11 protein-coding genes are annotated in these 12,921 nt (G+C 70.8%); 3 read left to right on the top strand and 8 right to left on the bottom strand.

Going from position 1 to position 12,921, the window contains the following annotated elements; translation table 11 throughout:
- The first annotated feature begins 24 nt into the window (after positions 1–24).
- A complete protein-coding gene (locus tag N5875_RS23960) occupies positions 25–1,188 on the top strand; it encodes a crosslink repair DNA glycosylase YcaQ family protein (RefSeq protein ID WP_338495865.1) in 1,164 nt (387 codons plus the stop codon).
- A gap of 35 nt (positions 1,189–1,223) precedes the next feature.
- On the opposite strand, the gene N5875_RS23955 is transcribed toward N5875_RS23960, so the two are convergent.
- From N5875_RS23955 to mtrA, 6 genes are all read right to left on the bottom strand, one after another.
- Positions 1,224–1,976: a response regulator transcription factor gene (locus N5875_RS23955; RefSeq protein WP_318210086.1), complete on the bottom strand. Its 753-nt coding sequence runs from the start codon at positions 1,974–1,976 to the stop codon at positions 1,224–1,226.
- 209 nt (positions 1,977–2,185) lie between these two features.
- On the bottom strand, positions 2,186–2,866 hold the full coding sequence (gene raiA / locus N5875_RS23950; protein WP_318210087.1) for a ribosome-associated translation inhibitor RaiA: 681 nt from the start codon (positions 2,864–2,866) through the stop codon (positions 2,186–2,188).
- 295 nt (positions 2,867–3,161) lie between these two features.
- Positions 3,162–3,971 (bottom strand): ComF family protein, encoded by an 810-nt coding sequence (locus N5875_RS23945; RefSeq protein WP_338495862.1) that lies wholly within the window; start codon positions 3,969–3,971, stop codon positions 3,162–3,164.
- 194 nt (positions 3,972–4,165) lie between these two features.
- Entirely contained in the window at positions 4,166–5,932 is a 1,767-nt protein-coding gene (locus N5875_RS23940) for an LpqB family beta-propeller domain-containing protein (RefSeq protein WP_338499246.1), read from the bottom strand.
- Positions 5,933–6,104: 172 nt separating this feature from the next.
- Positions 6,105–8,111 (bottom strand): MtrAB system histidine kinase MtrB, encoded by a 2,007-nt coding sequence (gene mtrB / locus N5875_RS23935; RefSeq protein WP_318210089.1) that lies wholly within the window; start codon positions 8,109–8,111, stop codon positions 6,105–6,107.
- A gap of 1 nt (position 8,112) precedes the next feature.
- Complete coding sequence (gene mtrA / locus N5875_RS23930) at positions 8,113–8,790, bottom strand: two-component system response regulator MtrA (RefSeq protein WP_010356958.1); 678 nt, start codon at positions 8,788–8,790, stop codon at positions 8,113–8,115.
- A 1,247-nt stretch (positions 8,791–10,037) separates the two neighbouring features.
- Between mtrA and N5875_RS23925 the strand changes: the two genes are divergently transcribed.
- Positions 10,038–10,511, top strand: a complete 474-nt coding sequence (locus tag N5875_RS23925) for a hypothetical protein (RefSeq protein ID WP_338495845.1) — start codon at positions 10,038–10,040, stop codon at positions 10,509–10,511.
- Positions 10,512–10,515: 4 nt separating this feature from the next.
- On the opposite strand, the gene N5875_RS23920 is transcribed toward N5875_RS23925, so the two are convergent.
- Both N5875_RS23920 and N5875_RS23915 read right to left on the bottom strand, forming a co-directional pair.
- On the bottom strand, positions 10,516–11,208 hold the full coding sequence (locus tag N5875_RS23920; RefSeq protein ID WP_338495842.1) for an HAD family hydrolase: 693 nt from the start codon (positions 11,206–11,208) through the stop codon (positions 10,516–10,518).
- Positions 11,195–11,488 carry a hypothetical protein gene (locus N5875_RS23915; protein WP_338495840.1) on the bottom strand — a complete coding sequence of 98 codons (294 nt, stop codon included), beginning with the start codon at positions 11,486–11,488 and terminating at the stop codon, positions 11,195–11,197. The genes N5875_RS23920 and N5875_RS23915 overlap by 14 nt, the downstream gene beginning before the upstream one ends.
- A gap of 218 nt (positions 11,489–11,706) precedes the next feature.
- On the opposite strand from N5875_RS23915, the gene N5875_RS23910 reads away from it, so the two are divergent.
- Positions 11,707–12,921: a hypothetical protein gene (locus N5875_RS23910; RefSeq protein ID WP_338495838.1), complete on the top strand. Its 1,215-nt coding sequence runs from the start codon at positions 11,707–11,709 to the stop codon at positions 12,919–12,921.

Here is a 12,921-nt window from a genome sequence, read left to right as displayed (position 1 = left end):
GAGCCGAGCCCTAGGGTGCGTTCCATGACGACTGTGCCGCGCCCCGCCGCCGAACTGTCCGCCGACGATGCCCGCCGGATCGCGCTGCGAGCCCAGGGCTTCCTGGGCGCGCCCGACCGCAGGTCCGGGGTCCGCGGGGTGCTGCGCGCCCTCGGTCAGGTCCAGCTCGACACGATCTCCGTACTGGCCCGCTCACACGAGCTCATCCCGTACGCGCGCCTGGGCGCCGTGGGCCGCAAGACGGTCGAGGGCGCCTACTGGACCGGCTCTCACGCCTTCGAGTACTGGTCGCACGCCGCCTGCGTGCTGCCCGTCGAGGAGTGGCCGCACTTCGCGTTCCGCCGCCGCGCCTACCGCGACCGCCCGCACTGGCACCACGACCTGTCGGCCGGGGCGTACGACAAGGTGATCGACCAGCTGCGGACCGAGGGCCCGCAGACCGCGACGGAGCTGGGCGGCGCGAAGAACAAGGGCGAGTGGTGGGACTGGTCGGACGCCAAGATCGCCGTCGAGCGGGCGCTGATGTACGGCGAGGTGGTCGTGGTCGAGCGGCGCGGCTGGAAGCGGGTGTACGACCTGGCGGAGCGGGCGATCCCGCAGACTCTGCTCCACGACGACCTGGACGACACCGAGTGCGTGCGGCGGCTCGTCCGGCAGGCGGGCGAGGCGCTGGGCGTGGGCACGCGCGCGGACATCGCCGACTACCACCGGCTCAAGGGGGAGCAGTTCGACGCGGTGGTCGAGGCGGCGGGCCTCGTGCCGGTCACGGTGGCGGGCTGGGGGAAGCCGGCGTGGGCGGACCCGGCGGCGCTGGCCTCGGAGCCGCGCGGCCGGCACCGTACGACCCTGCTGTCGCCGTTCGACTCGCTGATCTGGGAGCGGGCCCGCACGGAGCGGATCTTCGGCTTCACGCACCGCCTGGAGGCGTACGTGCCGAAGCAGAAGCGGATCCACGGCTACTTCGCGATGCCGGTCCTCGCCGGTGGCCGTCTGGTCGGCCGGGTGGACCCCGCACGGGACGGCGGGACGCTCGTCGCCCGCCAGGTGACGCTCGACGGCCCGAAGGCCGTGCCGGCGGTGGCGCGGGCGCTGCGCGAGGCGGCCGAATGGGTCGGCTGCGACGCGGTGCGGGTGGAGCGGGTGGACGCCCCGGGGCTGACCAAGGACCTGGTGGCGGCTCTGGCGTAGCGCCGGGCCTCAGCGGCCTGGCGTAGCGCCGGGTCTCAGCGGATCTCCAGGATCTTCTCCCGCATCGCGTAGACCACGGCCTCCATCCGGGAGTGCAGCTGCAGCTTCTCCAGGATGTTCCGGACGTGGTTCTTCACCGTGTTCTCCGAGATGAACAACTCCTTGGCGATGTCCCGGTTGTTCATCCCGGTCGCGACGAGCTTGAGGACCTCCAGCTCGCGGTCGGTCAGCCGGGGCGCGGGCACGAGCCTGCGCTCGTCGGTGCGCTGGATCATCGACTTGAACTCGGTGAGGAGCTTCGACGCCATCGAGGGGCTGATCTGCGACTGTCCGTCGGCGACCGCGCGGATCGCCGTCGCGACCTCGTCGGTGGAGATCTCCTTGAGGAGGTAACCGGTGGCCCCGGCCTTGATCGCGTCGTAGAGGTCGGCCTCCTCGTCGCTGATCGTCAGCATGATGATCTTCGCGCTGGGGGCCACCTCCTTGATGGAGGTGCACGCCTCGATGCCGCCGCGCCGGGGCATCCGTACGTCCATCAGGACGATGTCCGGCAGCAGATCGGCCGCCTTGTCGACGGCCTCCGCCCCGTCACCGGCCTCGCCGACGACCTGGATGTCCTCCTCCTGCGCGAGGACGATCTCGAGTCCGCGGCGGAAGAGGGCATGGTCGTCCACGACGAGGACCCGGATCGGTTCCCTGCGGAATGCGCCGCTGTCCGAATCCGATCCCTCCGGAACCGCACTACCGTGCTCGCGCCCGCTGAGCACCGGCCCGAAGCTGTCCGCCATCGTTCCTCCCCCTGAAGGCCGTGGCCTGAATTCGTTTCCGGTCCTCCAACCGCTACTCAGGGAGCACCGGTTGGCGTGCACGCCATGCTTTCATGCTCCGGCGGCAACGGGGTGAACCGCGGGGCGCACGGTGGTGCCCCTGGGAGCGGGAAGAGCACTCCAGGGGCACCGTGAGGGGCAATTGAGGTGTGGGGGGCGCGGGACGGCGGTCAGCCGCCGAGCGCACCACCGGCGCCGCCACCCTCGGCGAGCGGGTCGCTCTCCACGTGGATGACGCCGTAGTCATAGGCGTGTCGGCGGTAGACGACACTCGGCTGCTTCGTGTCGGAGTCGACGAAGAGGTAGAAGTCGTGTCCGACCAGCTCCATCTCGTAGAGAGCCTGGTCGAGCGTCATCGGTGCGGCCCGGTGGGTCTTCTCGCGGACCACCAGCGGGCCTTCGCCCTGGACTTCGATCGAGCCCATCATCGTGGTGGGCACCTTGTCGGTCTCGTCGGCGACGAGCTGGCCGTCTCCGTTGAGCTTGGCGGCGCCGGGCACCACGTCCCCGACCTCCGCCGCCGAAAGCCTGCCGTTCCCACGGCGGGTGTACCGCTTGTCGTGCTGCTTGCGCAGTCGTGCCTCGAGCTTGTCGCTGGCGAGGTCGAGCGCCGCGTACGGGTCCGCCGCCGCGGCTTCCGCCCGGATCACCGGGCCTCGGGAGTGGAGGGTGATCTCCACGCGGTCGGACCTGTCGGCCTGCCGCGGGTTGTGTTCCTTGGACACCTCGACGTCGAGGCTGATCACCTTGCCGTCGAGCTTCTGGATCTTCTCCAGCTTCAGCTTCTCGGCCACGTGCTTGCGGAACCGCTCGGGCACCTCGGTCTTGCGGCCCTTGACGACGATGTCCACGCAGAACTCCGTTCCCGGATCGCCCTGATCGGCTCTCTCGGCCGCCGGGCATCTCCCTTTGCACCAGACTCCGGTGGTTACCGGAGCTCGGACTTGGCGACTTTCACCTCCTCCTCCCCAGTCGACAAGATCCCCACCCCATCGACAAGAGGTTAATTCGCCCTGAACTCCTGTCCTGTAGGCGCAACCATGTATTCGGCGAGGCGATGGCGTTCGCCATTCCTCACAACCGAACATAGCCCCTTCGGACGGGTGTCGGCACCCGCTACCGCGACATACCTCCGTACGGGTGCTTTCACCTCTCACCACCTGCAACGATCCAAGTTCCTGGCGAGTTCCGGTTTAATTCGAACGAGGCGGGAGAGGATGCGATCACAGCCGCTTCCCGCTGTTCGAATCCGCGCTGCGCCGAACCACCCGGTAAGCCGTGCGGTATTCCAGGAATGAACGGAACGTGTACGCCTCCGAGGACGCGCGCCGCCTCCGCCAGTGAGGCGCCCGTGGTCATCAGATCGTCGACGAGGACCACCTTTCCCGCCCGGAGCAGCCGCCCGCCGCCGGGCACGACCTCCAGCGCGCCGGAGAGGTTCGCGAGCCGCCCGCGCGCACCGAGACCCGCCTGGTCCGCCACGTACCGCCGCTGCCGCAGCACCGGCACGACCCGCGCCGGCCGGCCCGAGCCCCGCAGCCGGGCCGCCGCGGCCAGCGCGATCCGCCGCGTCGGATCGTGGCCACGCGCCCGTACGGAGCGCCGCGAGGAGGGCACCGGTACAAGGAGCAGCGGCCGCGCCCCGGGGCCCTCGACGCCCCCGGCAGCGGCCTCCACGGCGGCGGCAAGGGCGCCGCCCAGAGGCCGGGCGAGGGTGAGCGCCCCGCGTTCCTTGTGGGCGATGAGCAGTTCGCGTACGGCACCGGCGTACGGCGCGACGGCATGCACGACGGGCAGCCCGGCCGGCTCGGGCGACGGCCGCACCCTGCGCGGCCCCTCCCCCGCCCCGGTCAACGCGGCCTCGCACGACGGGCACAGCTCGATGCGCGGCCTGCCGCAGCCTCCGCAGGCGACCGGCAGCACCAGCCCGGCGATCTCGCGCCACCACCCCCGCATGGCTCCACTGTGCGCCTTCCCGAGCGCCTCGGCCACCCCTGTGGAAAACCCCCGCTGGCGCCCCCGGAGTACGTCAGGTACCCGCTGCGCACCCACCACGAAGGGCCCGCCCGGTCACCGCGGCGGAAGCGCGCGTACACCGCCACGAAGGCGCGCGCGTACACCGGGCCGAGGCCTCACGCGGGTCTCCGTCGCTACCCCGGATAGACGGGCGAGGTCCCGGTCTTGACCACGGGCTGCCAGTTCGTGCCCGGCGCGAGCCGCACGATGCCGTCGTTGCCGGAGTCGGCGACCAGCGGCACGGAGCCCATGTGCGGCGCGGCCACCGAGGTCACCCCGTTCAGGCCGGGAAGCACCGAGGTCGCCGAGGTCGAGCCGTCCGTCTGGAGGTAGCGGATCTGCTGGACGCCGCCGGCCTCCTTGCCGACGACGACGAGCCGGCTCGGCCCGGCCCAGGAGACGGCCGTGACCGACTCCATCCGGGGCGCGGCGGGCTGGAGGTCGCGCACGGAGACGACCGCCTCGTCGCCCGACGTCTGCCGCTGGACCCGGCCGATCTGCAGGGTCGTGTCCCCGCCCCGGGTGACCACGAGCGCGATCCGGACCCCGTCGGCGGAGACCCGCAGGGACTCGATCCGCACGTCGTCCGCCAGCCACGGCGTATGCACCTTGACGGGGTCGCCGGTGCCGTCGGGCACCATCCACAGCTGGGGGGCGGCGGGGTCGCGGTCGGCGATCCACAGGTTGCCCCGGCCGTCCCAGCTGGGCGCGGACAGCCGGTCGGTGGGCTTGACGGCCTTGCTGCGCAGGATCGCCGGCGCCGCCTCCTCCTCGGTGGTGATGGAGGAGACGAACAGCTCGCGACCCGTCTCCCCGACCCCGGCCGCGCGGGTCTCGCCCCGGTCGACGGCGACCGACTTGAGCCGCGTGGTGCCCTTGCCGAGCGGGCCGGGCACCTCGGCGGGCTCGCCGGCCTCCTTGCCCCCGACGACGAGCATCTTCAGCTTGTGGTCCTCGTCGACGAAGTACGGGTTCTCGTCCCGGCCCGTGTTCCGCACGGGCGCGAACTCGTCGGCCGCCTGCCCCTGGCCGAGACGGCACAGCGCCTGGCCCTTCGAACCCTGGAGCTCCACCTGCTCGGCGTTGACGGAGGTCAGGTCGCGCAGCGTGAACAGCATCTGCGCCGCCATCCGCCGGCACCGTTCGCCGCCCACCAGGTCCGCCTTGGCGTTCAGCGGCACCTTGAGCGTGGACTGGTCGTCGGGGGTGAGCGTGGTGACGCCCTTCCGCAGCTCCGCACCGGAGGGGAAGCTGGAGTCGACGGCCGGCTTCAGCCAGTTCGTGGGTCCTTCGAGGAGCGCCCTGACCGTCTGCGTCACCGGGTCCATCCGGGTGACGGGGTCCTGGCGCTGCCGGATGTAGACAGGGTCGGCGACGACCCAGTTCTCCCCGGAGGCGAAGTAGTACTTGTTGACCGACCGGTAGTTGCGCAGGAAATCGGCCTCGCCGAGCACCAGGCCCGGCGGCAGGCTGTCGATGCGCCACTCCTTGCCCTTGCCGTTGGCCGAGGGCTGCTGCACGACGTGGATCGACTGGAGGTACGCGGCGGGGCTGATCGGCTCGTACGCGTGCCGGGCGTCCACGCGCGCGATCTTGCGGCCGGAGATCGGGTAGGCGCGGCCCCGGTCGTCGGGGTCGGCGTTGCGGTCGGCCAGGTCGCGGTTGGGCGCGGTGGTGAGCACGGTGATGCTCTGCTCCGGCTTCCAGGTCCGCTCGGCCTGGTCCGTCAGGTACTTGCGGGCGGTGGCGAAGCCGGGGTCGTCACTGGTCATGGCTTCGAGGAAGCCGTCGACGATCTCGTTCGGGTCGGCGTTCTCCCGGGGCGCCACGGCGTAGACCCGCACCTGCGAGTCGCCCTGGTTGGCCCCCTTGACCGGCTGGACGTCGCCGCTGTCGGGCATGGTCGCGCAGCCGGTCACCAGGAGCCCGCCGCACGCGGCGAGCACCACCGCGCGCGTGCCCCGGACCCGCCCGGGCCGAAGCCCCGGATCGGCGTGCCCCACACGGAAGCCTGGGAAGCCCCCCATCACGTGCCCCCTTCGGAAGCCCCGCCCCGCGTACCCCTTGGAGGAGTCAGCGCCCACGTGTCCCGTCCTCCCGCTCCGCGTCGGCCGTGGCCGAAACCGCCCCACCGCCGTCGTTCTCCGCCGACGCACGCGCCACGACCCTGGCACCGCTGCCGGGCAGGGCCGTCGGGTCGACGGTCGCCCGCGACGGCGCGGGCAGCCTCGGCGGTACGGGCAGCTGCTGCCGGTCGCCGACGGGCTGCGCCGGCACCGCCGCCAGGCGGGCGTTGTCCTGGGCCCGGCCGGCGGCCGCCTGCTCGCGGTTGCGCCGCGAGTCCTCGGGCTCCAGGGGTATCGGGGAGCCCCGCAGCGGCTCGTCCGCGGTCCGCGGCAGCGTGAGCCGGAACTGCGAACCTCCGCCGGGCTCTCCCCAGGCCTGGAGCCAGCCGCCGTGCAGCCGGGCGTCCTCCACCGCGATCGACAGGCCGAGGCCGGTGCCGCCGGTGGTCCGCGCGCGGGCGGGGTCGGCGCGCCAGAAGCGGTTGAAGACCCGGGTCGCCTCGCCCGGCTTGAGTCCGACGCCGTAGTCGCGCACGGCGACGGCGACGGCCCCGCCGGCGGCCGCCAGCTTCACCACCACGTCACGGCCCTCGCCGTGCTCGACGGCGTTGACGACGAGGTTGCGCAGCACCCGCTCGACCCGGCGGGCGTCCGCCTCGGCCACCACGGGCTGCTTGTCGCCGACGACCACGATCCGGGTGCCCTTGCGTTCGGCGAGGGGTTCGGCGCCGCCGATGACCCGGCGCACGACCTGCCGCAGGTCTATCGGCTCGGCCTCCAGGGCCGCCGCTCCCGCGTCGAAGCGGCTGATCTCCAGAAGGTCGGAGAGCAGCGACTCGAAGCGGTCCAGCTGATCGCCGAGGAGTTCCGCGGAGCGGGCGGTGATGGGGTCGAAGTCGACCCGGGCCTCATGGATGACGTCGGCGGCCATCCGGACCGTGGTGAGCGGGGTACGCAGCTCGTGCGAGACGTCCGAGACGAACCGGCGCTGCATCCGCGACAGCTCCTCCAGCTGCTGGATCTTGAGCTGGAGGTTCTGGGCCATCTTGTTGAAGGCCTCGCCGAGCCGGGCGATGTCGTCCTCGCCGGTGACCTTCATCCGTTCCTGGAGGCGGCCGGCCGAGAGCCGCTCGGCGATCCCGGCGGCCATCCGTACCGGTGTGACGACCTGGCGCACCATGAGCCAGGCGATGGCGCCGAGCAGCACCATGACGAACAGCCCGGCGGTCGCGAGGGTGCCCTTGACCAGGGTGAGTGAGTCCTCCTCCTGGGTCAGCGGGAAGAGGTAGTACAGCTCGTACTGGGTGCCCTCGGCGTCGTTCAGTCGCTTGCCGATCACCAGACCGGCCTCGGACTGTTTGCCGCTGGTGTAGTGGATGCGGGTGAACTTCTGCAAGGTGTCCGTGCCCTGCGCCACCTGGTGCCGTAGTTCGGCGGGGATGCTCGTGGTCGGGTCGACCTCGCCGGACGCACGGGCGCCGCGGCTCGCGGCATCACCGGTGTCGAGGGAGAGCGCGACCACGTTGAAGGCGCTCTGACCACCACTGGCGAGCTGCTCGACCAGCGTGGAACGCCAGTTCACGGAGGCACCGGCCCGCGCCCCGTCCTGCTGACCGGGTGCCGAGGCCGTCGTCGCCGCCCGGTCCTGGGCGGCGGAGAACCCGCCGGCGGCCTGACTCTGGGCGGCCCTCTCCTTGGCGTCGAGCAGGCCGTTGCGGACCTGGCCGATCACGACCAGGCCGAGGAGCAGCACGACACCGAGCGACATCAGCAGGGTGCCGGCGACGATCCGCAGCTGGATGTTGCGCCGCCACAGCCGCACAGCGGGCAGCAACGGCCGGCGCACCCAGCGCGCGAAGAGCCGGAGGACCGGCCCACCGGGGGTCCCGTCCCGGAACAGCCGTCCACCGCGCGGCGGACGGCCGGAACGCGAGCCCCCCCGCCCCGGTCCGGCAGCCCGCCCCGTACGGACTCCCGGGTCCCCGGGCCTCGGAGCAGCACTGCCTGTACTCATGTCAGCTCGGCCCCGCCTTGTAACCGACGCCACGGACGGTCACCACGATCTCCGGCCGCTCGGGGTCCTTCTCGACCTTCGAGCGCAGCCGCTGTACGTGCACGTTCACCAGCCGGGTGTCGGCCGCGTGCCGGTAGCCCCAGACCTGCTCCAGGAGCACCTCACGCGTGAACACCTGCCACGGCTTGCGCGCCAGCGCGACGAGCAGGTCGAACTCCAGCGGCGTCAGGGCGATGGACTGCCCGTCCCGCTTCACGGAGTGCCCTGCCACGTCGATGACCAGGTCACCGATGGTGAGCTGCTCGGGCGCCGGCTCCTCGGACCTCCGCAGCCGCGCCCGAATACGGGCCACGAGCTCCTTCGGCTTGAACGGCTTGACGATGTAGTCGTCGGCCCCGGACTCCAGACCCACGACCACGTCGACCGTGTCGCTCTTCGCGGTGAGCATGACGATCGGCACACCCGACTCGGCCCTGATCAGGCGGCACACCTCGATGCCGTCCCTCCCGGGCAGCATCAGGTCGAGCAGCACCAGGTCAGGCTTGGCCTCCCGGAATGCGGCAAGCGCCTTGTCACCGTCCGCGACGAACGACGGCTCGAACCCTTCACCCCGCAGCACGATGCCGAGCATCTCGGCCAGTGCGGTGTCGTCGTCGACGACAAGAACGCGTCCCTTCATATCGACATCATCCCATTTCCGTATCAGTCTCATGGCCGCTGGTGAGATACCTCACTGACCTGCGGTGACGTCCAAGATCGGCCGCTGATGACCGTCCGTGTCCGTGGGTGTCGATGTCAGTCATGGATGTCACCCCCGTGTCCCCCGGTGGTCGCGCAGAACCGTACCCTGTGCGGCCCCATACGGCCCATGGGACGGGTCGCCCGATCCCCGGGCGGGATGAGCTGGTCGGCGCTCTCCGCTTGTCACGTTGTCGCCCCCGGTTGCCCTCACACAGCCCGGAACCTACTCAGTCGCGAGCCCAGTCGAAGGGCATCGGTGCGCCCTGCGGAACCACCCAAGGGTGCGGATAGCGCGCCCGACAGCCTGTGCACCGCGCGATGAACGGACCGATTTCCGGGTTCGTCAGAACGCTGTAGTGGCTGGAGGGCTGAGCCAGAAGCATGTGCCCGTTCGCTGTCGCCTCCAGGCCGGGCCACTCTGGCGAGCACTCGCAAGGTCGCTCCACGGCAAACAGCTCACCGTCAGAAGTCTCGGTCGTTCGCTTGAAGAGCCTGGCGAAGTTCCCGCGTACCGACACAGCCGGCCTCCGTTTCACCTAGCCCGGATCCCGGGTGGGCAGAGGCTACCCGAGGCCATGGAGCGGCTTGGGGCTGGAGCCGCCGTGGTTGCTGCACTCCGCTGCGGTGCGGTGCCGAAGAGCTGCCGGAAGACGACTGAACGACATGCGCATCAGCCACAGCGAGACGGGTTCCGACGCGGAGCGACCACACCGGCCGTGGCCACATCGCGGCAGCAGCTGCTCCCCACCCGCCCAGTTCCGGTGGTGTGTTCGCCTCACGCACCCGTCATCCGTGACGGCGGGGGTACGGCGCCCAGCCCCACTCGGTGCTGACAGACGGCCGACCCTGAGCAGGAAGCGACCCCTCCCTCGCCGCTGGCCGTCTTTTGGCACCCCATCTCGGCCGCAGTCGGCAGCGCTCCCGGCTACGCATGCCATGTGACGGTTGCCGTGCCTGTAGGCGCACATCCCCTACCCATCAACCCGAGCTGTAGGCGTGCGGCCGGCGGCCGGGCCGGAGCGGGGCGCAGACAGGAGCGGCGGCCCGGACGACGGGCCGCACGCGCCGCGCGTGCGCGGCGGGTGCCTTGATGAGGTAGAGAAATCTGTAACAACAGGCTGGACCCTCACCGTCGACTCAAAAGCCGTTGCCCTGATCCGAGTCGACCCGGTAGTCAGTCTCTCGATGACGATCTTTTACTGTGCTTCGTGTGGTGCTCGGCTGACGACAGAGCTGCAGCAGATAGCTGAGGTGCCCAAGCGTCCCTTCTATGACGGCTTGCCGGTCGACGGGGTTCGGCGTGCGTCGGCGACCATGCCGCGCGGCTTCTATGCGGTTGACCCCGACCCGACCGGTGCACCGTTCGTGGCAAGCGACGACCAGGACAGCTTTGTCCCGGCGTATCCGGGTGGACCGTCGATCAGCGACGAGGGCGTCGAGATGGTCTCTGGAGGGCCTCGCAACACCCTGCTGCTCCACCCTGAGGACATGCCGCGCCTGGTTCCGCTGAGCACAGGAGAGGTGGGCTGCTGCGGCAATCCTGGCGACAAGGGACCGAATCGGGGGTGCAGATGCGGTGCCACGATCGGCACTGAGATGTCCGAGTGCTACACCCCGTACGAACTCCACCTCGTTCCGGGCGCGGTAGTCGAGGGATAGGCCGTCACGTGGTGGTAAACGCGTCGGCGATGGCCTGCATGTCCTCGGTGATGACGTCGGCCTGCGCCTCGGCGAACTGGTCCGCCTTGTGAGGCTTGTTGGCGTAGCCGATCACCGTTGCGCCTGCTGCGTGGGCCGCCTGGATGTCAGTGAGCGAGTCGCCGATCAGGGTGCAGCTCGTGACGTCGACGTGCATTTGCTCGGCTGCCGTGATGAGCGGGAACGGGTTCGGTTTCATCAGGTGCGGCTGCTCGGAGGGTCGACCCACGATCTTCGTGACGTACTCCTCCAGGCCGTGAAGTTCAAGGAAGACCCGTACGCACTCGGTGGAGTTGTTGCTCACCACCGCTACGCCTCGACCGGCCACACGTGCTGCCTGGAGTGCTTCGGCTGCTCCTGGCGTCGGCTTGCCTGCCACCGCGACGGCTCGGACCTCGGCGGCCGTGAGGGCCTGCTCGATCTGCCGGCCCAGTTCGGTATCGGCTTCGTGCGCGATGCGCAGGACCTCGATGGGGTCGTCCGTCTGGGAGGCTTTTGCGCCCGCGGCTTCATCCTGAGCGGAGAGGAGGGCGGTCAGCTCCTGCGCGACCTCGGGCGCCGGCAGTCCCGCGAACACGTCGCACACGGGTCCGTCGAAGTCGAAGAGGACGACGCGGGCGTTCGCCAGGGTCTCGGTGAGGGGGTCAGCGTGCGTCAAGATCGAAGTCCCTTCCGATGGTCTCCCAGACGCTGTCGAACCACATCCGGGCCTGCTGGACCTGCTGGGCTCCACCCGAGGACTCGCCATCGTTGATCGAGTGGTGGAGGAGGACCGTGTCCTTGCCCACGAGGTCGTAGATCTCGATCGTCTCGCCCTGGGCGACGACCTTGTTGGGGCGGATCGGGTAGTACCCGAAGAACGTGTCCTCGTTGTTGAGCGCTCCCCCAGCCCGGACCGCGATCCCGTCGACCGCGCCCCGCTCGGCCCGCCGCCGCACGGTTCGCGCGTGATGATCGGGTATCCGCACCGTGTGCCGTCTGCCGCTCGCACAATGAAGGTCCGGACAAAGGTACGAAGGTCACGGCCGCTCCGGCCCACGGGCGGGTCCCGCGTGGCACGATGGCACCCGGCCCGCCGCCGTGTCAGGTGTCGGCGGCCGTGACCGAGCCGGTTCGCCGATCCGGCACCGCGACCATTCCTCCGAGGTGGACGACCGTGAACGACACTCCGGGCTGGACCTCGCCCGGATCCGCCCCCTCCGACGACCAGAACGGCTCCGGGGTCCCCCGGCCCGCCGATCCGGCCGACGCGAACGGCTCCGCCCCTCAGTGGTCCAAGGACCAGCCGCCCGCCGGCCAGTGGTCCCCGCCGACCGGCCCACCCCCGCCCCCGGCACCCGGCCAGGGCTGGGGAACTCCTCCCCCGAACGCCCACTGGGGCCGCCCGCCGGCCGCGAAGCCCGGAGTGATCCCGCTGCGCCCGCTGGGCATGGGCGAGATCCTCGACGGCGCGGTGAAGACCCTCCGCACCTACTGGCGCACCGTGCTGGCCATCACGGTCACGGTCGCGGTGATCTCCCAGATCGCCAACATCCTGGCCCAGCAGTACCTCGCCCCCGACGTTCCGGCGGCGAACCCGGACGCCACCCCCGCCGAGGCACTCGAGCAGTCCCTCGACGCGGCCCAGTCGTCCCTGATCGGCCTGGGCCCCGCCCTGCTCGTGACGCTGATGGCATCCCTGGTCAGCGCCGCCCTGCTGACCGTCGTCATCAGCCGCGCCGTCCTCGGCCGCCCGGTCTCGCTCGGCGCCGCCTGGCAGGAGGCCCGACCGCGCCTCCTGCAGCTCATCGGCCTGACCCTGCTGCTCGCCGCGATGAGCTCCGCCATCGTCATGGTCGGCCTGCTCCCCGGTCTCCTGATCGGCGGGGCCGCAGGCGTGGCCCTGACCCTCCTCGGTGGACTCGGCGCCCTGGTGACGGCCGTCTGGCTGATGATCCGCTTCAGTCTCGCCTCCCCCGCCCTGATGCTGGAGCGCGGCGGCGTGATCAAGTCGCTGAAGCGCTCGGCGAAGCTGGTTCAGGGCGCGTGGTGGCGCATCTTCGGGATCACGCTCCTCACCCAGCTGCTGATCTTCATCTTCTCCATGATCATCGCGATCCCGTTCACCATCATCGGCATCGCGGTCGACGGCGACGGCTTCTCCGACATGCTCTCCGGCACGTCCACCAGCTTCGGCTGGCCGTTCCTGATCATCACGGGCATCGGCGGCGTGATCACCAGCGCGATCACCTACCCGATCTCGGCCGGGGTGACCGTCCTCCTCTACGTGGACCAGCGCATCCGCCGCGAAGCCCTGGACCTCGAACTGGCACGGGCCGCGGGCCTCCCCGGCTACGGCCCCACTCCGGGCAACCAGACCGTCGGAGGCTGA

It is taken from the genome of Streptomyces sp. SJL17-4 (assembly GCF_036826855.1).
In the GTDB taxonomy this organism is placed as follows: domain Bacteria; phylum Actinomycetota; class Actinomycetes; order Streptomycetales; family Streptomycetaceae; genus Streptomyces.
The sequence above is the reverse complement of the archived record's forward strand: the minus strand, read 5'-3'. Positions and strand labels throughout refer to the sequence as shown.

Bases quoted from the DNA above. Each gene is read 5' to 3' on its own strand.
- N5875_RS23960 (WP_338495865.1), top strand. From the start codon at position 25: ATGACGACTGTGCCGCGCCCCGCCGCCGAACTGTCCGCCGACGATGCC.
- N5875_RS23955 (WP_318210086.1), bottom strand. From the start codon at position 1,976: ATGGCGGACAGCTTCGGGCCGGTGCTCAGCGGGCGCGAGCACGGTAGT.
- N5875_RS23945 (WP_338495862.1), bottom strand. From the start codon at position 3,971: ATGCGGGGGTGGTGGCGCGAGATCGCCGGGCTGGTGCTGCCGGTCGCC.
- N5875_RS23940 (WP_338499246.1), bottom strand. From the start codon at position 5,932: ATGCCCGACAGCGGCGACGTCCAGCCGGTCAAGGGGGCCAACCAGGGC.
- mtrB (WP_318210089.1), bottom strand. From the start codon at position 8,111: ATGAGTACAGGCAGTGCTGCTCCGAGGCCCGGGGACCCGGGAGTCCGT.
- mtrA (WP_010356958.1), bottom strand. From the start codon at position 8,790: ATGAAGGGACGCGTTCTTGTCGTCGACGACGACACCGCACTGGCCGAG.
- N5875_RS23925 (WP_338495845.1), top strand. From the start codon at position 10,038: ATGACGATCTTTTACTGTGCTTCGTGTGGTGCTCGGCTGACGACAGAG.